Consider the following 21,845-nt stretch of genomic DNA (forward strand, 5'->3'; position numbering starts at 1 on the left):
GGGTTAGCGGACGCTGCGCCGCCACGAGCCGGGGCCGGGCCGGGGCGCCAGCCGCAGATGGTCCCGGCGGGCCCAGGAGCGGTGCGGGCTCGCGGCGTCGGGCTCCGTCGAATTCTCGGAGAGGGCGACGACGACGGCGGTCAGCGCCGCCAGCTCCTCGGCCGTGGGCGTGCCACGGATCACTTCCAGCGCCGGCTCGGTGGGAGCGCCGGTGTCGTCATCCCGGCGGGTCTGGTCGGGGGTGAGTGTCACAGCGGGATGTTCCCGTGCTTTTTGGCGGGGTTGGAGGCCCGTTTGTCGCGCAAGGCCCGCAGCCCGCGGACAATCTGCTGCCGGGTGTCCGACGGTGCAATCACCGCGTCAACGTATCCCAGCTGTGCCGCCTGATACGGGTTCAGGAGCTCTTCCTCGTACTGGGTGATGACTTCGGCGCGGGCGGCCTCCACATCGCCGCCGGCGTCGGCCACTGCCTTCAGATGAGCGCGGTACAGGATATTGACGGCACCCTGGGCCCCCATGACGCCGATCTGCGCCGTCGGCCAGGCCAGGTTGAGGTCAGCACCCAGCTTCTTGGAACCCATCACGATGTAGGCGCCGCCGTAGGCCTTCCGGGTGATGACGGTGAGCTTGGGGACGGTTGCCTCCGCGTAGGCGTAGAGCAGTTTCGCACCCCGGCGGATGATCCCGTTGAACTCCTGGTCCTTGCCCGGGAGGAAGCCCGGGACGTCCACGAGGGTGAGGATCGGGATGTTGAAGGCATCGCAGTTCCGCACAAAACGGGCGGCCTTCTCCGACGCAGCAATGTCCAGGGTGCCGGCGAACTGCAGCGGCTGGTTGGCGACAATGCCGATCGTGTGGCCCTCCACCCGGGCGTAGCCGATCATCACATTGGGCGCGTAGAGGGACTGCATCTCGAGGAAGTGGCCGTCGTCGACAATCGTCGAGATCACCGTCCGCATGTCATAGGGCTGGTTCGCCGAATCCGGGATCAGGGTATCGAGTGCTCCATCCTCGACGGTGAGCTCCAGCTGTTCGACGAATTCGGTCACCGGTGCCTCAGCCAGATTGTTGGAGGGCAGGAAGTCGAGCAGTTCACGGACGAAGTCGATGGCGTCGCGTTCATCGGCGGCGAGGTACGCGGAGGTTCCGGTGGTGGAGTTGTGCTGCCGGGCGCCGCCGAGGGTCTCCATGTCCACGTCCTCGCCGGTGACGGTCTTGATCACGTCCGGGCCGGTAATGAACATGTGGGAGGTCTTGTCCACCATGACCACGTAGTCGGTGAGGGCGGGAGAGTAGGCTGCACCACCGGCGCAGGGTCCCATAATGAGAGAAATCTGGGGGATGACCCCGGAGGCGTGCACGTTATTCCTGAAGATGTCGGCGAACATGGCCAGCGAGGAAACACCCTCCTGGATCCGCGCACCCCCGCCGTCGTTGATCCCGACCACCGGACAGCCGTTCCGGAGCGCGAATTCCTGCACCTTGACGATCTTCTCGCCATTGACCTGGCTCAGCGATCCGCCGTAGACGGAGAAGTCCTGGCTGTAGACGGCGATCTGGCGGCCATCGACTGTTGCGTAGCCGGATACGACGCCGTCGCCCAAGGGTTTTTTCGCTTCCATGCCGAACGCTGTCGAGCGGTGGACCGCCAACGCATCAAACTCGACGAACGACCCGGGGTCGACCAGCAGGTCGATGCGCTCGCGGGCCGTATTCTTGCCGCGGGCATGCTGTTTAGCCACCGACTCCGGACCGGACGGCTGCTGGGCGAGGCCCTCGCGGCGGCGGAAATCAGCAAGCTTCCCTGCGGTGGTGGTGAGGTCGATAGTCTGATCCTGCGCGACCGCAGGTACTGAGCCAGGCTGCATTGAGTCTCCGGGTTGGCGATGAACGGGCCACCGCCGGGTTAAGTAGGTTCCCCACAAAGCGCCCGGCGTTTCCCCCAGTCTAGTGAGGGAAACGGTCACCACCGCTGTAGGACTCCTACAATTTCCACTGCATAGAATTAGCCCAGCCGCGCATGTTACCCGCTAGTAACAATTAGGTTCCGGGCACCCCTGCACCACTATTCTTACGTTATGACCGCCAGCAACGATGCCCCACGTCAATCCAGCCCGGCAACCCTCGCGGGTCGCACTCTCCTCATGTCCGGCGGTAGCCGTGGCATCGGGCTTGCGATCGCCCTGCGCGCCGCCCGCGACGGAGCCAACATCGCCCTCATGGCCAAAACCGGCGAGCCGCACCCCAAGCTTGACGGCACGGTATTCACCGCTGCCCAGCAGATCCGTGACGCCGGTGGCAACGCCCTGCCGATTGTCGGCGATGTGCGGAACGACGACGACGTCGCTGCGGCGGTTGCCGCTGCCACCAGCGAGTTCGGCGGGATCGACGTCGTCGTCAACAATGCGTCGGCCATTGATCTTTCGCCGACCCGCGACGTCAGCATGAAGCGCTATGACCTGATGGCCGACATCAACGTCAGGGGCACCTTCCTGTTGAGCAAGCTGTCCCTGGATGCCCTGCTGGCCTCAAGCAACCCACACATCCTGACCCTGTCGCCGCCACTGAACCTGGAGCCGCGCTGGGCCGGGATCCACCTGGCCTACACGATGGCCAAGTATGGGATGAGTCTGACGACGCTCGGGCTGGCCGAAGAGTTCAAGGCCGAAGGAATAGCTGTCAACTCCCTCTGGCCGCAGACCCTGATCGACACCGCAGCAATCCGCAACCTCCCCGGCGGTGAGCAGATCGTCCATGGCGCCCGAAGCGCTGCGATTGTCGCCGATGCGGCCCATGCCATCCTGGTGCGCCCCTCCCGTTCCTGCACCGGCAACTTCTTCACCGACGAAGGGGTGCTGCGTGAAGAAGGCGTCACCGACTTCACCGGCTACAGCCTGGGAGCGGCCGAGGATCAGCTGGTCCCCGACATCTTCCTCTAGCCGGACCAGCCCTGGCGCCGTAGCGCGCTGGCGGTCTTCGCCGTGACCCAGGCGCTGCCCTGCCGGAGGTCCAACTTATTGAGCCTGACCTGCGCCCAGCCGAGTTCGGCGGCCCACGCATCACGGCGGGCGTCGGCTGACTGCTGTTCCGGGGTGAGGTGGTGAGCCCCGTCGTATTCGATGCAGGTCCGGTATTTTTCGTTCGCCAGATCGGTCCAGAAGGCGATCCCTCCGGTTGGATCGAAGACCGGCCAATCGACGTCGAACCGGGGAAGTCCCGCGTCCTCCACCATCAACCTGACCAGGGTTTCTGGCGGTGAATCGACGCCGACGCGTAGCCTGCTGAAAGCGTCGCGAGCAGCCCTGATTCCCTGCAGGCCGCGGCGATGGTCCAGGAAGTGGCCCAGATCGGCTAGCGGGATGATGGCCCGCTTGACCTCTCCGAAGGACCGCTGGTGTGAGCACACAAGGTAATCCCCGGCGCAGATGAGATCCTCGAGTTTCAGTAGGCCAGCGAGGTCAACCCAGGTGCGTGCCGGCGAGGTGAGCGCCACACCATGGTGATCAACGACGTCACCCGGTTGAAGCGCCAGCCGGTGGCCAATTACACCGCGCCGACGCGGAGCGGGAGAGCCTGCTGTGCGAGACAGGTGCAACACGGATTCGGGGTTGCACCACTGGGGCAGCGGCATCCCGTGGATGATCGCAGCGGTCGTGTGGCTGAGGAACGAGCCCGGCGCGAGCTCGGTGTAGGGGCGACACCGATCGAGCATGCCCTGGGTGGACCGGCGGGGAACTCGAATGCCCCTGCTCGGAAGACTCAGGTCGCTGGCCCGCGTCCGGCTGCGTGGAACGCCGATGGCTTCGGCCGCCTTAGTGGTGAAGGACCGCCCGTCGAGGGGGTCGGGCAGCGCAAACCGCTTGGTCATAGCTCCATTGGACCGCAAATGGCTGCACCGTGTGGTGATTATCCACAGGCGGGCACCGCGTGCGCAGCTGTGGCGGGTGCGGAGGTTCGACGTGCTTGGCTCCGTCACCGTGTGCGCAGCTGTGGCGGGTGCGGAGAGCAATCCGGGTCGTCGTCGGCATCGATTGTGCACGTGTGGTGAGTTCAAACGGCCTGCACCCACCACACGTGAACAACCGATTGGGTGCACCCGCCACAGCTGCGCACAGGGCCACCACCAGCCCGGTCAACGCGACGCTGGGTAAGATCAATCCATGACTTCCCGCTACTCCAGCCTCGAACGCCCCGGATTGGATGAAGCGGCGCTCCGGGACGCCCTCTATGCACCGAAGGGCTCTTACGGACGGCTCGACGTGGTGGCCGAGACCGGATCCACCAACACCGACCTGGCTGACCACGCCAGGAATCATGCCGCCGACTGGCCGGACCTCAGCGTCCTCACCGCCGAACAGCAAAGCGCCGGACGCGGACGGCTGGACCGGGCCTGGATTGCGCCTGAACGGTCCTCGCTGATCGTGAGCATCCTGCTTCGCCCGCATAACCCCGCCGGCAGGCCCCTGCCCACGCAGAGCTACTCGTGGCTCTCCCTCCTGGCCGCCCTCGCCCTCGCGGAGAGCATCGAGGAGCGCACCGAGATCAGGCCCCAGCTCAAGTGGCCCAACGACGTGCTCGTCGACGGGCGGAAGCTCGCCGGCGTCCTGGCCCAACTGGTTCCCGGCGCGGACGGGGGGCCCGCAGCCGTCATTGTCGGAGTGGGTGCGAACGTGTCCCTGACCGACCAGGAACTACCGGTTCCCACTGCAACCAGTCTGCTGCTGGAATACGCCAAAACCACCGACCGGAATGTGCTGCTGCGTGCGTTCCTGCGCCGGTTCGCCGAGCTTTATGCCGCGTTCCGGGCCGTCGACGGCGACGCCCGCCGGGAATGGCCGGACGGGACCTCCCTCGCCCAGCGGGTCAGTGATCGGATGGTGACGCTCGGCCAGGACGTGAGGGTGGAACTCCCCGGGGGCGTTGAACTCCTCGGCCGGGCGTTGGGCCTCGACGAGCACGGCGCGCTGCTAGTCCGCGACTACGACGACGAGCGGCACACCGTCACGGCCGGCGACGTTGTGCACCTCCGGTCGGTCTCCTGACATGGGAGGTTGAGCGCTTGTGCGCCTGAAGCTCGCGCCGGGGGAGCATGTCATTGTGCGCACCCGGCCCCACCCGAGGCCGCTCCTGATGCCGTTCATCGGCTCACTGGTGGTGCTGGCGGGATCGGGATTCGCGCTTGGTCTGCTGAGCCGCGGCTCTCTCCCGCCCGGGGTGATTGAATGGGTGCCACTCGGAGTGATTCTGGTGCTGGCGGCGGCGGTTTTGATCCTGCTGCGGATCTTTGTCCGCCCGCTGATGCGGTGGTGGAGCACGCGCTACATCCTGACCAGCCGGCGACTCATCAGGCGTCGCGGACTATCCACCCGGAGCGAGCAGGAGATTGCGCTCGCCAGCATCTACCAACTGGACACCAGCCAGACCCTGCTCCAGCGTTCGACGGGTAGCGGAAACCTCACCGTGGACCTGGGCCGCGACCGGACGGTGGTCCACCCGGACCTACCTCAAGTGCACACCTTCAAGCAGTTCATGGTCGAGGCGATCGGGGACCTTCCACTGACCGTCATGTTTGATGGTGTAGACATGGAAGCTGACCCGGTGCATGACCTTGAGGGGTACTGACACCAGATGACCGATGACGGACGGGAGAAGAGCTAGTGACTGCTGAGGACCAGTCCGATCTGAGCCAGGACGAGCCGGCGACAGATGCTGCTCCTGCCCAGGCAGGAGAGGACACCCAGACAGGAGAGGACACACCGTCCCCGGTGACGCCAGGGGAGGTCCCGGTCCCGCAGTACGACCTGTCCCGCGAGGCGATCCGGAACCTGGAAAGAGAACTGTTGGGGGCCGAGCGAACCCTCCGACGCCGCGACGTCGCGGCCGGGGCGGGCGTGTCCCTGCTGTCGGCGCGCAAGCTGTGGCGGGCCATGGGGTTCCCGAACATTTCCGATGAGGACGTGGCCTTCACCGAGAAGGATCAGGACGCGCTGGTCACGATCATTGAACTCGTCCGCAGCGACAAGGTCTCCGAGAACGCGGCAATCTCCATCACGCGCGCCATTGGCCAGATGACCGACCGGATGGTGGTGTGGCAGATCGAAGCTCTGGTTGAGGAGATGGCGGCGCAGCGGGAAATCCCTGACGCGGCGGCCCGGAAGGCCCTCGTCGCCGAGCTTCCCGACCTCATCGAGCCCCTGGAAAAAACACTGGTCTACGCGTGGCGACGCCAACTGAACGCGGCAGTGCAACGGCTAGCGTTGCGCGCCGAATCCGGGCTGCAGGCCAGTGCCGAAGGCAGACTGGGTGACGAGGACGATGCTCCGCTGCCCCTGGCCCGCGCCGTCGGCTTCGCTGACCTCGTGTCGTACACCAGCCTGTCCCGCCAGATGAACGAGCGAACCCTGGCCCACCTGGTGCAGCGCTTCGAGAATGTGTGCGCTGAAATCATCTCGGTGGGAGGCGGCAGGCTGGTCAAGACCATCGGCGACGAAGTGCTCTACATCGCCGAGTCGCCGGAAGCCGGTGCTGAAATATCCCTGGCGCTGGCCAAAGCCTTCACCGAGGACCATCTGTTGCCCTCCGCACGTGTCTCCCTGGTGTGGGGGAGGATCCTGTCCCGACTGGGCGACATTTATGGGCCGACAGTGAACCTGGCCTCTCGCCTGACCTCCCTGGCCGAACCTGGGACCGTCCTGATCGACGCCTCCACCGCCGCGACGCTGCGCGATAACGAGCACTTCGTCCTGATCCCGCAGAAGGCGCGGACCATCAGAGGGTTTGGCGAAGTGCACCCGGTGACCCTCGCCCGCGGCACCGGTACCGGGCTGATCCTCGATTAGGAGGGTCGAATCGGCCGGACACCCAACGGATGGCGATGGGGAGGAGTGCCCATGGTCATCGGTTTGAAACTTCACCGGTTCATGCGACACTCATGAAAGGTCGAAGGGTGGACCAGCGGACGTTTGGCCGTTGAGACCCCTCATGCAGGTCTCTGGGGACAAACACAGTGAAGTTTATGGGCCGCCCTTTGGGGCTCCACGCGAAGCACAAACGAATAGCCTCAATCTCCACGGCAGCGGTCGTCAGCGCCGCTGTTGTCAGCGGTGCGCTCCTCTACCCCGGAAATGCCACAGCCGACGTCGATCTCAACGACGGCGGCGTGTGGGTCACCAACAACAACCTCGGCATGGTCGGCCACCTCAATTATCCCTCCAGCCTGCTCGACGGCGGCTACGCGGCGAACAGCGACGGCTTCGACGTCGAACAAAACGCTGGCATGGTGTTCAACGTCAACTCGGACCAGTCGAAGGTCAGCGCGGTCGACGTCGCCAACGTGGTCCGCGGCACGGAGGTGCAGCTGCCCGGTTCCGCCGACATCGCCCTGGGAGGCGACACCGTCGCGATCACGGACAACGCTGCCGGTGCCGTCTGGATCAGTTCCGCCCAGGGCCTGGGCGGCTTCAACGACCAGGAGACCGAACCGGTCCTGGTCGATTCTCCCGGCGCCGTCGCTGCCGTGTCAGACGGCAACCAGGTGGTGGTGGCGAGCCTCGAGGACGGCACCATTTCCTCCTACGCGGCCGTGGCCGACCCCGCGTTCACCGCACCTGAGATCACCGAGGCCGAGGCGCTGCGGGACTTCGGGGACGCGCAGATCGCAGCGATCGGAGAGCAGCCGGTGGTCTTCGATGACGTGTCGGGGCAGCTGGTCCTCCCGGGCGGACGGACCATCACCCTGACCGGCACGCAGGATGCGCTCCTGCAACAAAGCGGACCCGAGAGCGACTTCGTCGCCATTGCCACCCCCACCGCATTGATCCAGCAACCGCTCGACGGCGGCGACGCCGCGGTCACCGACATCGAGAACACCGGGCGCCCGGTCGCCCCCGTGCAGCTGAACGGCTGCGTTCACGCGGCCTGGTCCGGTGCCAATACCTATGTGAGGGACTGCACCAACGACGGCGACGACCTCCGCGAGGAGGTGCCCGGAGTCGGTGCGAGCTCCGAACTGGTGTTCCGGGTCAACCGGGACGTGGTGGTCCTGAACGACGTCAACGCCGGCGACGTCTGGCTGGTCATGCAGAACATGCAGTTGGTGGACAACTGGGGCGACGTCGTCCCGCCGAAAGACGAATCAGACGAGGACGACGAGGAATCCGCCAGCGAGAATCCGGTCAACACCCTCCCGGACCGCAGTGGGGAAAACCGCCCACCCGTGGCCGCCGACGACAGTTTTGGCGCGCGGGCCGGGCGCACCACCATCCTGAATGTCCTGGACAACGACACCGACCCCGACGGCGACCTCCTGACCGCATCCCTGAGCGGCCCGCAGCCCGACGGCGGGACCGTGCAGAGTATCTACGACGGTGCGGGCATGCAGATTGTTGTCCCCGCTGACGCCCCGGCAGGCAACCGGACGTTCAACTACGACATCAGCGATGGCCGCGGGGGAGTGGACAGCGCCACCGTCACCGTCGACATCCGCAGCTCCGACTCCAACCTGCCACCCGAACCGAAACGGTCAACGACCATCCTGGTCGAAGAGGGCCGCAGCATCAGCCAGAACATTCTCAACAACTGGATGGACCCCGACGGGGATGACCTGTTCCTGGTCAGCGCCGAGCCCACCCCGGACGGTGACCAGGTGCGGGCCCGCTCCGATGGCCTGCTTACCTTCCGCGATGTCGGCAAGGGTCAGGGCGTCAAGGAGGTCACGGTGGTCGTCTCCGACGGCCGCGAAGAGGTGGAGGGCATTGTCGAGTTCGACGTTCGCGCCAACGGCATCCTCGCCCCGGTCGCGAACTTCGACCACTTCACCGCGACAGTGGGCCAGGAGGTACAACTGTCCCCGCTGCAAAACGACCTTGACCCAGCCGGAGGGCAGCTCAGCCTGGCGAAGGCCGAAACCGCCGGTGACGCCCAACTGACCGCCAACTACGAGACCGGCACCATCGCGTTCACCCCCGACGCCGCCGAAACCTACTACCTCGAATACCTCGTGACCAACGGCCCGCAGAGCGCCAGCGGACTGATCCGCGTGGACGCGAAGGTGGCGGGGACCGAAGGGGAGCCGGTGGCAGTGCGCGACGTCGCATTGCTCCCCGCGAACGGGGACGTCCTGGTGGATGTCCTGGCCAACGACACGGACCCCACCGGCGGGGTCCTGGTGGTGCAGTCGGTCACCGTACCGGACGGGTCGCCGCTGGAGGTCGCGGTCATCGACCACAACCTGCTGCGCATCCACGATGTGCGGAGCCTGAACCAGGACACCACCATCTCCTACACGGTCTCCAATGGTGCCGCGTCGGCCACCGGAGAGGTCAGCGTCCTGTCGGTCGCCCGGCCCGAGGCGCTACTCCCGCCCCAGGCGAACCCCGACACCGCGACAGTGCGTGCCGGTGACATCGTGAACATCCCGGTCCTTGAGAACGACACCCACCCGAACGGCGATGAGCTGACCCTCCTGCCCGTCCTGCCGCAGGTGGTTGACCCCGCGGACGGCCGCCTCTTCGTCTCAGAGAACACGCTGCGCTTCGTCGCCGGTGACACCGCCAAGACGGTCTACGCCATCTACGAGGTCACCGACAGCACCGGGCAGGTCGATTCGGCAGAGGTGCGCATCAACATCCGGCCGCTTGACGCCGAAGAAAACACCCAGCCCGTCCCCAAGAACGTCAACGCCCGCGCGATCGCCGGGTCCACGATCCGGATTCCGATTCCCCTGGACGGGATCGACGCCGACGGAGACTCCGTCTTCCTCTCCGGCATCGACAGCGCGCCGGCCTTGGGCGCTGCGGTTCCTGGCGCCAACTACATCGACTACACGGCGTCAGCGACCGGTGCCGGCACCGACACGTTCACCTACCTGGTGCGGGACCGCCTCGGCTTGGAGAACACCGCCACCGTGCAGGTGGGAGTGGCGCCAGCCGCCGAAGCGAACCAGAAACCCATCGCCGTGAACGATGGTGCTGTGCTGCGCCCCGGCCGGGCGATCGCCGTCGACGCGCTCCGCAACGACTCCGACCCGGACGGCGACCCGCTCGCCTTGAATCCCGACGGTGTCAGTTCCACCCCCGACGACATGGGTGCCGAGGTGGTCGACGGCCGGGTGCTGTTCACCGCCCCCGAAACCGATGGCACGTTCAGCGTGCGCTACACAGTCCAGGACGACCGCGGCGGATCCGCGAACGGCAACATCAATGTCACCGTTGACCAGAACGCACCACTACTGTTACCCATCGCCCGCGACGATCGGGTGGAACCCGCCCAAACCCGTGGCCAAACCGCCGTCGATGTGCCGGTCCTGGATAACGACGAGGATCCCGACGGCGTCGTCGACGACCTGGAAGTCAGCATCGACCCCGGCTACACCACCGCTTCGGTCGCACCCGACGGGGTTGTCAGAATCGAACTGACGGACCAGACCCAGCTCATTCCCTACACGGTCGAAGACATCGACGGTGGCCTGGCGACCGCCGTCGTCTGGGTGCCGAGCATCAGCGAACAGCGCCCCACCCTGATCAGCGGCGCACCCATCGATGTGACGGCCGGACAGGAGCTCACCCTCGAACTGGCGGACCTGGTGGAGGTCCGCGAAGGCCGCACCCCACGGATCACCGTGGCCGACAGCGTCAGCGCCATCGGCACCTCCAACACCGGCGACTGGATGTCCGACGCCGACACCCTGCGCTACGCCGCCGACATCGACTACGCAGGGTTGGGCTCGATCACCTTCGAAGTGACCGATGGATCCGGTCCCGACGATCCGGAGGGCCTGACCTCCACCCTGACCGTCCTCACCAACGTGATTCCCGACGAGGACCGGAACTTCCCGCCCGGGTTCAGCACCGGCTCCCTCGAGGTGGCCCAGTCCGAACCGGCAGCGACGCTGGATCTTGCCGCGCTCGCTACCGACCCCAACCCCGAGGACATCGACGGGCTGCAGTTCGCCGTGGTCGGCGACGCGCCGGCCGGGTTCGATGTGGCGCTGGATGGCTCAGTGCTGAGCGTCGCCGCCCAGGACTCGGCAGCCGTGGGCACCACCGGGGAACTCGCGGTCAGCGTGACCGACGGTCGCAGCGACCCGGTCGCCAGCAGGGTCGATCTCACCGTCCTCGCGTCCAGCCGCCCGCTGCCGGTAGCCAACGACGACGTCGTCGCCCAGGCTGTGCAGGGGGAGCCGGTGTCGGTGCCGGTGCTGGAAAACGACGTCAACCCGTTCCCCGAGACCCCGCTGGAGATTATCGACGTCATCGCTGACGGAAACGGTTCGGCCACCCCGGAGGGCGGCGAGATTGTCGTCACCCCCAATGAGTCCTTCGTTGGGTCAATGATCGTTCGGTACACGGTCGGCGATGAAACCGGTGAACTGAACCGGTATGCCACAGCGCAGATCAGCCTGACGGTCGAGGGCCGCCCGGGGACCCCGTCCACCCCGGTGGTGGAGAGCACCCGCAACCAGTCGGTGGTGCTGTCCTGGGACCCGCCAGCCAGCAACGGCTCGGCGATCACCTCCTACACGGTGACCGGGAGCAACGGTTTCAGCCAGGAATGCACCAGCACCACCTGCACCCTGACCGGTCTCACCAACAACGTCGAGTACACCTTCCAGGTCACCGCGACCAACGACATCGGAGTCTCCGACCCGTCACCGGATTCCGCCACCGCCCGGCCGGACACCCAGCCTGAACAACCGTCGCCACCGAGCCTGACCTTCGGCGACGGCGAACTCACCGTCGGCTGGGCGCCGCCCGCCAACGAAGGGTCACCCATCGAGGGCTACGACCTGCAGATTTCCCCCGCGCCACCGAACGGCGCGGTGCAGCGCAGCTCAGCCGGTAGCCCCTTGATCTGGGACGGTCTGGAGAACGGTACTGCCTACACGGTGCGGGTGCAGGCGCGGAATGCCGCCCCCGAACCCTCCGACTGGAGCGACTATTCGGCCGCCGAAACCCCGGCGGGGCCTCCCGGCGTTCCGCAGGCACCCAGCACCACCCGGGTCGAGTCGGTGGGTTCCCAGAGCCAGCTCCGGGTCGACTGGAACGATGTCAACGCCAACGGCGCAGCGGTGACCCAGTACCAGGTGCAGGAGTTCCGGGCCGGCACGCTGGTGCGCACCCTGCCCGAGGTCAGCGGATCAGCCCAGACGATCACCGTGCCCAACTCCGAAGATGACTACAGCTACGCGGTCCGTGCCAACAACAAGGCCGGCTGGAGCGATTACGGAGCGCCGTCCAGCCCCCGCAGGGCCGTCGGCGCGCCACAGCCCCCGGCGGCACCGTCCGTCCAGGCCGTCCGCACCGACGGGGCCGGTCGCGCCGTGGCGATCACCTTCACCGAACTGAGCGCGGCGCAGCGCAACGGCGCCCGGGCCAGCGAGGTCTCCTATCAGGCGAGCTTCAACGGCGGCGCCTGGCGTTCGATCGCCCAGGGCGACGTCGTCGGCGGGTTCGGCAACGGCAGTGACGTGTCCGCCCGGATGCGCGCCGTCGTCGGCAGCGATGGCGCAAGCTACTCCAGCGAGCCGGGAGTGGCATCCCAGGTGGTCCAGCCCTACGGCAGCCCGGGCGCTGCCGGTGCGGGACGCCAAAATGGTGCCGCCGAGTCCAAGACCGCCCGGCTGTCGTGGAGCCCCCCGAACACCAACGCGCATGACGTCGCCCGCCTGGAGATCAGGATCAACAACGGCGGCTGGGAAAATGTGGCAGTGGCCAATGGCAGTCGCCAGGTGGGCAACGACTACAACCAGGATCACACCATTTCGGTGCGCTCCATCAACTCCCAGGGCACCGCGGGCCCGGTGGCATCGGCGACGGCGAGAACCGGGACGCCACCACCACCGCCACCGCCGCCGCCACCGCCACCACCCTCCGGGCCTCCGACCTGGCCCATCACCGCTGGTGGACCCGATCTGGACACCAGATCCTGCATGGACGCTGCCGGGAGCGGAACCAACTTCCTGGGCCCGGGCCGGTGCCGGGGTGATCACTGGCTGTATTCAGGGGAGACGATCCAGTCCAACTGCTACATCAACCGCACCAGCGGTCCGTGGTTCAGGCAGGAGTCGGGTCCCAACCGGTTGGCCAACAACGACGGTCTGCACCTGAAGGGCACCCACGCCCAGGGCCGCAACAACACCCCGCCGTCGGGGATGCCACCCTGCTAGCCCAGCCCGGCACGGATTCATCAGTAGGTTTTCAGTTACCGAGAGAAAAGACATTAACGCAATGGCGATGACCGCTGAACAAGCCACCTGGTTTGCTGGCACCTTCGACAAACTGGTGGACAACGTGGGGCAGGCCGTCCTCGGCAAGCCCCACGTGATCCGGCTGGTGCTGATGGCCATGCTCGCCGAAGGGCACGTGCTGTTGGAGGATGCACCCGGAACGGGCAAGACCATGCTGGCCCGGTCGCTGGCCGCGACGGTGCAGGGCACCAACTCCCGGATCCAGTTCACCCCCGATCTGCTGCCCTCAGACGTCACCGGTATCACCATCTACGACCAGAAGTCGCAGGAGTTCGAGTTCCACAAGGGGCCCATCTTCGCGAACATCGTCCTCGCCGACGAGATCAACCGGGCCTCACCCAAAACACAGTCCGCCCTGCTCGAGGTGATGGAGGAATCCCGGGTCACCGTTGACGGCGTCAGCTACACCAACCCGCGACCCTTCATGGTGATCGCCACCCAGAACCCGATCGAGCAGGCCGGAACCTACCGCCTGCCCGAGGCCCAGCTGGACCGGTTCCTGATCAAGACCATGATCGGTTACCCGGACCATGAGGCCACGGTCCGGCTTCTCGGGGGAGCATCCCTGAGGGACCGATCGTCGTCCCTGAACCCCATCATCACCACCCAGGCAGTGATGGACATGGCAGATCTCGCCTCCGAAACCCACGTCGAGGTAGCGGTCCTGGAATACATTTCACGGCTCACCGAGGCGACCCGCACCGCACCCGAATCACGGCTCGGCGTCAGCGTACGTGGTGCCCTGGCCATGGTGCGGTCCGCCAAGGTCTGGGCAGCGGCGCAGGGGCGTCACTATGTGCTGCCCGACGACGTCAAGGAACTTGCTCCCTACGTCTGGACCCACCGGTTCGTGATGGACCCGGAAGCCGAATTCGCCGGTGCCACCCCCGAAGCCATTCTGACCCGGGTGCTGGCCGATATTCCGGCGCCCCAGCAGCAGGTCAGCGTCTAGCACCGACAGTCCGCCATGCCAGTGAACTCCTCAGGCCACCACGCCTCACGCCGCGCTTCCCCCGCAGGCCTCGCCCGCGATGGTCTTTCCCGTGCCCGCGAGCAGTTGCAGCCATGGTGGGAGCGGATAAGGACGGCTTCGCGGCGCATCGCCGAACCGATCTCCGGTGTCGTCAGCCCCCTCGGCTGGGTGGTGCTCGCCGTCGTCGTGCTGTTGTGGGTGCTGGCCTCCACCTTCGGCTGGCAGGAAGCAGCGGTGGCGGCGCTGCTGGGAGCGTCCCTGCTACTCCTGGGCATCGGTTTCATCCTGGGAAAGTCCTCCTATGGGGTGGAACTGGACCTCGCCCGCACAAGGGTGGCCGTCGGTGACCGGGCCGTTGGTTCGGTGGCCGTTTCGAACACCTCAGCGAAGGCGTTGCTGCCGGCGGCGCTTGAACTGCCGGTCGGTTCCGCCACAGCCATCTTCCACCTGCCGCGGCTGACCCCGGGACAGGTGCATGAGGATCTGTTCAGCATCCCCACCCAGCGGCGGGACGTCATAGTGGTCGGGCCGGTACGGTCAGTCCGGGCCGATCCGCTGGGCCTGCTGCGCCGCCAGGTGCTCTGGACCGACCCGGTCGATCTCTACGTCCACCCCCGCACGGTACCTCTCGTCGGGTCCGCAGCAGGGTTCATTAGGGACCTTGAAGGGTTGCCGACCAAGGACCTCTCCAACGCTGACGTGTCGTTTCACGCACTGCGTGAGTATGTGCCGGGCGACGACCGGCGTCATATTCACTGGAAGACCACGGCGCGCACCGGGACCCTGATGGTGCGCCAGTTCGAGGAAACCCGGCGCTCCCATCTCGCCGTCGCGCTATCGATTAACACCGGAGAATTTGAGACGGTCGATGAATTCGAACTCGCTGTCTCCGTCGCCGGCTCGATCGGGCTGCAGGCGATCAGGGAACAACGCAACCTGAGCGTCCTCACCCAGGCCGGCCCGCTCCGCTCCGAGACCGGCCGCAACCTGCTCGACGATATGACCCGCGTCCAAGGCCGCTCCGGGCGGGACGGGGTCCTGGATCTGGCCCGCACGACGGCGGATACCGTCCCCAACGCCTCGGTGGTCTTTTTCATCGTCGGCCCCCACGTCACACCCTCCCAATTGCGCTCCTCCGCCGCCGCCATTCCGCTCGGTATCAGGTGCATTGCTGTCCGCTGTGTCCAGGAGGAGGACCAGGGGCGGGCGACCATTGGCGACCTCACCGTTCTCACCCTCAACGACCTGGATGACCTGGCCATGATCCTGCGAAAGGCTGCAGCATGAAGCGCCAGCAGACCCGGACAGCTACCGGGTGGCTGCGGGACAGCATCGACTGGGTCGCACTTACCGTCCTGCTGGTCCTTGGGGTCCTCGGTTTCGGACCGACCTTCGGCGGCGACCCGCGCTACCTGGCCGCCGGCGTCGGGGGAGTCCTCCTGGGTCTGGGTATCGCCTGGCTTGGTGCCCGGCGGGCGTTCGGTCCCTGGGCCGTCGCCGCCACTGTGCTCGCCGTCTACCTGCTGGCCGGGCACGCCCTCGCTGCACCGGTGGAGTCCGCGTTCGGTTTCCTGCCCACCCTCGAATCGCTGCGGATCCTGATCGTGGGGGTGGTGTTCTCCTGGAAGGACCTGCTCACCGTCGCGGACCCGGTGGGCGTGGCACGCGGCATGCTAGTGGTTCCCTTCCTGCTGTCGCTGGTTGCCTCAACCGTGGCCGGTTCCCTCGCCTGGCGGGTGCGGTCACCCTACTGGGTGTTGGTACCGGTGACGGGTCTGTTTATCCTCAGTATCGTCTTCGGGACGAACAACGCATCGCTGCCCGCCCTCCGCGGCTCACTGCTGGTAGCTGTCCTCGTCACCTGGCTCGCCTACCGGCGCGACGTTGCCCGGTCCCTGGAGACCAACAGCGTGTCAGCGAACCCCGTCGTAGCCGATGCAGCGGTTGCGCGTGCCGGCAGGCTCCGCCGGGTTGGCCTCGGAGCCGGCGTGGTAGCGGCGGCAACGGTCCTCACCGTGGTCCTCACACCGCTGACGGCCAACGTGGGCGGCGGCGACCGGCAGGTGCTCCGCGACGTGGTTGAACCCCCGGTGGACCTCTTTGATTACCCGAGCCCCCTGGCCAGTTTCAGAAAGTACGTCAAGGACAACGCCGAGGACACCCTCTTCACTGTCGAGGGGCTGCCCGAAAACCAGCGCGTCCGGCTGGCTGCCGTCGATGCGTACGACGGCGTCGTCTACAACGTCAACCCTCAGGCCGCCGGCAACTTCTCCCGGGTGGGCGACGCGAGCCGACTAGGCACGTCAGGGTCCGCCGCCGGGGAAGGCACCCCGGCGCAGCTGACCTTCACCATGGAGGGCTACCAGGGGGTGTGGCTTCCCTCGGGAGGGGCCCTCCAGGGAGTCAACCTACAGGGCCCCCGTGCGCAGGAACTCGGCCGCTCGCTCTATTACAGCGACGAGGCGCAGACGGCGTTGTCCACGATCGGCGTGCAGCGGGGGGACACCTACCAGGTGAACGTGCTGTTCCCTGAAGTGCCACCGGACACCCAGTTGGCCCAGTACGACTTCGCCGACCTGTCCCTGCCCCGGGTCCTGAACGATCCGCCGGTGGTGGCAGCCAAGGCCAGCGAGTATGTGGGCGCTGTATCCGAACCCATTGAACGCGCTCGGCGGCTGGAGCAGGTGCTCAGCTCTCAGGGCTTCTTCAGCAACGGCAAGGAAGACGAAGCGGTCTCCCTCCCAGGCCACGGCGCCGCCCGGATGCTCTCCCTCCTGGACTCCGAGGAAATGGTGGGCGACGACGAGCAATACGCGGTGGCGATGGCACTGATGGCCCGCAAACTCAACATTCCGGCGCGGGTGGTGATGGGCTTCTACCCGGACTGGGACGAGGTCGAGGACCCCTCGGCGCCGCTCGCCATCACGGGCGGCGATGTCCACGCCTGGGTGGAAATCGCCTTCGACAACAAGGGTTGGGTGGCCTTTGATCCCACCCCACCCGAAGACAACGAACCTGTACCCCCGCAACAGCAACCGCGATCTACGCCTAAACCCCAGGTCCTCCAGCCCCCACCGCCGCCCCAGGAACCTGCAGAGCTCCCACCCAACGCGGCACCGGAGCCACAGGATGCTGAGGACAAGAAGGAAGACGAGACGTCGCTGTGGGGATGGGTACTCACCGCTGTGGCCATCGCGCTTATTCCTCTGGCCATTCTGCTACTACCCCTGCTGGTCATCGCGTTGCTGAAGGCCCGCCGGCGTAAGAAGCGGGCCTGGGATGGCGCTCCCTCAGCACGGGTAGGAGGCGGGTGGAGCGAGATCCTGTCGGTGGCTACGGACCTCGGTGCGCGGATCAACCCCAAGTCCACCCGCCGGGAAACCGCGCGGGCACTGACCGGAGTGTTCCCAGCCAGTGCACGCTCCACGACAGCGCTCGCGGAGCGCGCCGACGCCGGGATCTTCAGCGCAGGGGAGCCGCCGGAGCAGGAGGTCAGGGACTATTGGGACGCGGTCACCTCCACAGTGGACGATCTGCAGGGTTCTGTAGGGTTCTGGAAGAGGCAGCGTGCCAGGTACTCTCTGCGATCCCTTCGGCAGGACCGGAAAAACGCCAGATTGCGGCGACGCAGCAGGACCACCGACACAGGCTCAGGGCGCGGTTCAGCTAGGGTAGCCAAGTAACTACGTGGCACATCTCATTGACGGCAGCTAGATGGTAGGACGGACATGACAACCGACAAGACACCGGCCCCGGGCCTCGACCTGACGGTGAGCTGCGGGTACGCGTCGGACGTCGGCCTGCGCCGGGAACACAACGAGGATTCGCTGACCGCTGCCGACCCGATCTTCGCGGTAGCTGACGGCATGGGCGGGCATGAGGCTGGCGAGGTGGCCAGCAGGATCTGCATCCGCACTCTGATGGATAGCCGGCTGGCGGGACACCCGCTACCCGAGATGGACCCCGAAGAGCTACAGGAGCTCCTGGTCACAGCCGATGAAAAGATCAGGGCGGAAACCGGTGGCCGCGCCGGCACCACCCTGAGCGGAGCTATCCTCGTCCAGGAGGACGGTGCCCCGTATTGGCTGGTTTTCAACGTCGGCGATTCCCGCACCTACCGCCTCAGCCAGGGCGGGCTGGAACAGATCACCATTGACCACTCAGAGGTCCAGGAACTCGTTGACTATGGTCGCATCACCCCCGAGGAAGCACTGACCCATCCGCGACGCCACGTGGTGACCCGCGCACTGGGCACCGGAAGCGACATCGACGCCGACTTCTGGCTGATTCCGGCCTCCGCCGGCGACCGGGTCCTGGTGTGTTCCGACGGGCTGATCAACGAGGTGGGCGATGAGCAGATCTTTGACCTCCTGACGACGCTCGCTCACCCGCAAGACGCAACTGAAGCCCTCGTCCAGGCTGCCCTCCGGGCCGGTGGCAGAGACAACATTTCAGTCATCGTGGTGGATCTCGCCGGGGGATCGCCACAGATCGTCACCCTCCCGCGTGCCACAGAGTCCGACAGCTCGGCGGCGCCCGACGACGGCGACACTTCCCCACGCCTTGCACGAACACCAGACGGAGCAACGCCGCCTCCGCCGGCTGAAGGAACCAGCTAACCGTGCTCGGGCTGACCTATACCCCCGGCCACTGGGTGTGCCTGGCCCGGTCCGGGATGATCGCGCTGCTGCCGCCGGGCTCCGCATCGGACCGCATCGACAGAGTATGGGCGGCACTGGGTGCCGGGGACGATCTGGCGCACCCGTTCAGGGAAGTCCGGGCCGGCTTCATGGACGATCTGGACTCGCTGCCAGCATTCGCGCTGATCTCCGTCACCCGGGGGGTTCACCTGATTCTCCGCGGGCCAGTCCACGTGCAGGTGTCGGGACCGGAAGGGGCGACCGTCTCCGGCGAGGGCCTGACCACGTGGTCCGAACGCCTGCTCCCAGAGGCCGATTCCTTCCACCTGACAACCTCAGACTCAGCCGGGTCCCCACCCGGAGAGCCCGCGGCACTGTCCCTCTGGCTGGAATCCGGGACCGTACTGGCCGACGAGATCTGGTCTGAGGGATTCCCGCCCGGCACGTCGTCGGCGGTCACACCCGACGCAACAGCGACCACCACGGCCGCGCCGGTCGCTGCTGATCCGGGGCAAGCCGGCAGTGAGGTCAGCAGCGACACAGTGGTCAGCAGCGACACGGTGGTGCCCGCCCCTGAACCGCTTGCCCCCGAGCCAGTCACCCGTGGTGTTCCGGCAGTGCCCCGGCCACCGCAGTCGACTGCTCAGCTTATTGATTCGGTGCCGTGGCTGCGCGCCCGTAACGACGCCGCCGCTGTCTCCAGCGTCGCGCCCGATGCAGGCCCCGACGCAGGCCCCGACGCAGGCCCCGGCGCTGGCACCGTGCCGGCCGCCGAAGAGACCATCGCCCATCCGGAGGCGGGCACTGAACCTCAACCTGATCCCGAGGACGGCGACACCGTCATGCGAAGCGATCTCCCGGCACGGTCGAAGCCTGGCGCCGGCGCCGCGGCCCGTGAGGAACGCCCCATGACCGGGCCGGTGGTCCTGGCACGCAGCTGTCCGACGGGCCACGCCAACCCGCCCACCCACTCGACCTGCGCACTCTGTGGTGCCGCGCTGGAGGGCGAACCCGCCTCGACCCGCCGGCCCACCCTCGGGACAGTCCGGGTGTCGAACGGCCAGCTGATTCAGCTGGACCGCAACATCGTGGTGGGCCGCCAGCCCTCGGCGTCGAGGGTGCAGGGCGGCGGCATTCCCCGACTCGTTCCCATCCGCAGCACCAGCGGCGACATTTCCCGCTCGCACGTGGAGGTCCGGTTGGAAGGGTGGCATGTGATGCTGTGTGATCTGAACTCCACCAACGGCACGGTCCTGATCCGTGAGGGTCAGCTGTCCCGGCGGCTTGGGCGTGGGGAAACCGCAATCCTGCTCGACGGTGACGTCGCTGACCTCGGCGACGGCGTCACCCTGACCTTCGAGGGTCTGGTGTGAGCCGGCGGCCCACGGCCCCGCCGCCCACGATCGAGGGTTACCGCTACCTGAAGCACCTGGGCACCGGCGGGTTCGCCAACGTCTACCTCTACGAACAGGACCGGCCGCGCCGCAGGGTGGCGATCAAGGTGCTGATGTCGGATCTGTTGACCGAAACCGCGAAGCGCAGCTTCGAGGCTGAAGCCAACCTGATGGCGCAGCTCTCCTCGCACCCCTATATCGTCACCATTTACGAAGCCAATATCACCGCCGACAACCACTTCTACCTGGCGATGGAATACTGCTCCCGACCCAGTCTCGACGAACGGTACAAGGCCGGGCGTCTGGGGCTGGAAGAGGCGCTGTCGCTGGGTATACAGGTGGCATCGGCTGTCGAGACAGCGCACCGGTCGGGCATCGCCCACCGCGACATCAAACCGGCGAACATCCTCACCACCGACTACAACCGGCCCGCCCTGACGGACTTCGGCATCTCCGGCACCACCGACTCCTTGGAGGACGAGGATCAGGGCATGTCCATTCCCTGGTCCCCGCCGGAAGCGCTGCGCGGCGGCAGGACCGATGGCATCCCGATGGATATCTGGGCACTCGGAGCGACCGTCTACACCCTGCTGGCCGGTCGCTCACCCTTCGTTCTCCCCGCCGGAGGTAACTCCCAGCGTGAGCTGATTGACCGGATCGAATCCTCTCCGCTGAAGCCAACTGGCCGGGCCGACGTTCCAGCAGCGATGGAACAGGCCCTGGCGACGGCGATGGCCAAGTCTCCCGAGGCACGGTACGCGTCAGCCTACGAGTTTGCTCTGGCACTGCAGCGGGTTCAGTCGGAGTTGAATTTCGCCACTACCGAGTTCGAAGTGCTCGAAGAAACAGTGGTGCAGCCGGAAGTCGGCGAGGACAGCAATAGCACCCGGGTGCGCTCGGTGGTCTCCATCAGCCCCGAGGGGGTCTCGCCGCCGCGTCCCATCGATAGCGCCCGCGTTCCGAGCGCGGCGGGACCTACGGCTGCCCCCAGCTTCATGACGGAGGGTCGTGACGGGTCGACGCGTGGTGAGTGGACCGGCAAGACCTTCCTCCGCGGGGCTGATCCCGCCACCGTAGCCGAGCATCCCGCCGGGCCGTCGACGTCGACAAAGCGCCGGAATCGGCTGGTGACCGCGGTCGTCGTCGTCGCGGTCGCGGCCGTCGCAGCGGTGGGTGCCGGTGCCGTGCTCAACGGTGCGGCCGAACCGGAGCCGGAGGTACCCGCCTTCACGCAGCCACCGCCCGACGCCAGCGCCGGACTCGAAGCCAACGTACCCCCACCCGAGGGTCTCAGTGGGGTGCCGGAGGATTCCGAGGTGGTATTCACCTGGGTCAATCCCGATCAGCGGGAGGGCGACCTGTACATCTGGCGGACGGTGACCGCCACCGAGGAGGGCGATCCGGTGCGGACGCTGGAACCGCGGGCCGTAGTTCAGGCGGAGGGCGCCGGTGAGGTCTGCATCGAGGTGCAGGTGGTGCGGCTGAACGGTAAGGCCTCGGACCCTGCGGCGGCCTGCTCCCCGGAGCAGTAACCGACCGGTGCTGGTGCGCCGGGAGGGCTAGACTACGATCACAGCGCTGGGCTGGACGGA

General features: G+C 66.7%; 14 protein-coding genes. 11 read left to right on the forward strand and 3 right to left on the reverse strand.

Annotated features, from left to right (window positions below; translation table 11 throughout):
• Nucleotides 1–3: 3 nt before the first annotated feature.
• Together ABD059_RS08485 and ABD059_RS08490 are read right to left on the reverse strand one after the other, a co-directional pair.
• Nucleotides 4–252, reverse strand: coding sequence for an acyl-CoA carboxylase subunit epsilon (locus ABD059_RS08485; protein WP_343878987.1), 249 nt, complete (start codon nt 250–252; stop codon nt 4–6).
• Nucleotides 249–1,868: an acyl-CoA carboxylase subunit beta gene (locus ABD059_RS08490; protein WP_343878989.1), complete on the reverse strand. Its 1,620-nt coding sequence runs from the start codon at nt 1,866–1,868 to the stop codon at nt 249–251. Before ABD059_RS08490 ends, ABD059_RS08485 begins: the two co-directional genes overlap by 4 nt.
• Nucleotides 1,869–2,078: 210 nt before the next feature.
• Between ABD059_RS08490 and ABD059_RS08495 the strand changes: the two genes are divergently transcribed.
• Nucleotides 2,079–2,939, forward strand: coding sequence for an SDR family oxidoreductase (locus ABD059_RS08495; RefSeq protein WP_343878991.1), 861 nt, complete (start codon nt 2,079–2,081; stop codon nt 2,937–2,939).
• Here ABD059_RS08495 and ABD059_RS08500 read toward each other — a convergent pair.
• Nucleotides 2,936–3,868 (reverse strand): DUF559 domain-containing protein, encoded by a 933-nt coding sequence (locus ABD059_RS08500; RefSeq protein ID WP_343878993.1) that lies wholly within the window; start codon nt 3,866–3,868, stop codon nt 2,936–2,938. The two genes, ABD059_RS08495 and ABD059_RS08500, sit on opposite strands and share 4 nt — an antisense overlap.
• A gap of 292 nt (nt 3,869–4,160) precedes the next feature.
• On the opposite strand from ABD059_RS08500, the gene ABD059_RS08505 reads away from it, so the two are divergent.
• From ABD059_RS08505 to ABD059_RS08550, 10 genes are all read left to right on the forward strand, one after another.
• Complete coding sequence (locus ABD059_RS08505) at nt 4,161–5,042, forward strand: biotin--[acetyl-CoA-carboxylase] ligase (RefSeq protein ID WP_343878995.1); 882 nt, start codon at nt 4,161–4,163, stop codon at nt 5,040–5,042.
• Nucleotides 5,043–5,061: 19 nt separating this feature from the next.
• On the forward strand, nt 5,062–5,622 hold the full coding sequence (locus tag ABD059_RS08510) for a PH domain-containing protein (RefSeq protein WP_343878997.1): 561 nt from the start codon (nt 5,062–5,064) through the stop codon (nt 5,620–5,622).
• Between the two features lie 35 nt (nt 5,623–5,657).
• Nucleotides 5,658–6,839, forward strand: a complete 1,182-nt coding sequence (locus ABD059_RS08515; RefSeq protein ID WP_377959632.1) for an adenylate/guanylate cyclase domain-containing protein — start codon at nt 5,658–5,660, stop codon at nt 6,837–6,839.
• A gap of 176 nt (nt 6,840–7,015) precedes the next feature.
• Nucleotides 7,016–13,165 carry an Ig-like domain-containing protein gene (locus ABD059_RS08520; protein WP_343878999.1) on the forward strand — a complete coding sequence of 2,050 codons (6,150 nt, stop codon included), beginning with the start codon at nt 7,016–7,018 and terminating at the stop codon, nt 13,163–13,165.
• A gap of 61 nt (nt 13,166–13,226) precedes the next feature.
• The gene (locus ABD059_RS08525) at nt 13,227–14,198 is read left to right on the forward strand and encodes an AAA family ATPase (protein WP_343879001.1); all 972 of its coding nucleotides are present in this window, start codon (nt 13,227–13,229) and stop codon (nt 14,196–14,198) included.
• A 15-nt stretch (nt 14,199–14,213) separates the two neighbouring features.
• Nucleotides 14,214–15,506, forward strand: coding sequence for a DUF58 domain-containing protein (locus tag ABD059_RS08530; RefSeq protein WP_343879003.1), 1,293 nt, complete (start codon nt 14,214–14,216; stop codon nt 15,504–15,506).
• Nucleotides 15,503–17,902 carry a transglutaminase TgpA family protein gene (locus ABD059_RS08535; RefSeq protein WP_343879005.1) on the forward strand — a complete coding sequence of 800 codons (2,400 nt, stop codon included), beginning with the start codon at nt 15,503–15,505 and terminating at the stop codon, nt 17,900–17,902. The genes ABD059_RS08530 and ABD059_RS08535 overlap by 4 nt, the downstream gene beginning before the upstream one ends.
• Before the next feature lie 45 nt (nt 17,903–17,947).
• Nucleotides 17,948–18,838, forward strand: coding sequence for a PP2C family protein-serine/threonine phosphatase (locus ABD059_RS08540; RefSeq protein WP_343879007.1), 891 nt, complete (start codon nt 17,948–17,950; stop codon nt 18,836–18,838).
• Nucleotides 18,839–18,840: 2 nt separating this feature from the next.
• Complete coding sequence (locus ABD059_RS08545) at nt 18,841–20,232, forward strand: FHA domain-containing protein (RefSeq protein WP_343879009.1); 1,392 nt, start codon at nt 18,841–18,843, stop codon at nt 20,230–20,232.
• Complete coding sequence (locus ABD059_RS08550) at nt 20,229–21,785, forward strand: serine/threonine-protein kinase (RefSeq protein WP_343879011.1); 1,557 nt, start codon at nt 20,229–20,231, stop codon at nt 21,783–21,785. The genes ABD059_RS08545 and ABD059_RS08550 overlap by 4 nt, the downstream gene beginning before the upstream one ends.
• The last annotated feature ends 60 nt before the right edge of the window (nt 21,786–21,845 follow it).

The organism is Arthrobacter flavus (assembly GCF_039526005.1).
Taxonomy (GTDB): domain Bacteria; phylum Actinomycetota; class Actinomycetes; order Actinomycetales; family Micrococcaceae; genus Arthrobacter_D; species Arthrobacter_D flavus.

Coding starts and splice junctions, on each gene's coding strand:
- ABD059_RS08490 (WP_343878989.1), bottom strand. CDS start 1,868: ATGCAGCCTGGCTCAGTACCTGCGGTCGCGCAGGATCAGACTATCGAC.
- ABD059_RS08495 (WP_343878991.1), top strand. CDS start 2,079: ATGACCGCCAGCAACGATGCCCCACGTCAATCCAGCCCGGCAACCCTC.
- ABD059_RS08500 (WP_343878993.1), bottom strand. CDS start 3,868: ATGACCAAGCGGTTTGCGCTGCCCGACCCCCTCGACGGGCGGTCCTTC.
- ABD059_RS08505 (WP_343878995.1), top strand. CDS start 4,161: ATGACTTCCCGCTACTCCAGCCTCGAACGCCCCGGATTGGATGAAGCG.
- ABD059_RS08520 (WP_343878999.1), top strand. CDS start 7,016: ATGGGCCGCCCTTTGGGGCTCCACGCGAAGCACAAACGAATAGCCTCA.
- ABD059_RS08525 (WP_343879001.1), top strand. CDS start 13,227: ATGGCGATGACCGCTGAACAAGCCACCTGGTTTGCTGGCACCTTCGAC.
- ABD059_RS08530 (WP_343879003.1), top strand. CDS start 14,214: ATGCCAGTGAACTCCTCAGGCCACCACGCCTCACGCCGCGCTTCCCCC.
- ABD059_RS08535 (WP_343879005.1), top strand. CDS start 15,503: ATGAAGCGCCAGCAGACCCGGACAGCTACCGGGTGGCTGCGGGACAGC.
- ABD059_RS08540 (WP_343879007.1), top strand. CDS start 17,948: ATGACAACCGACAAGACACCGGCCCCGGGCCTCGACCTGACGGTGAGC.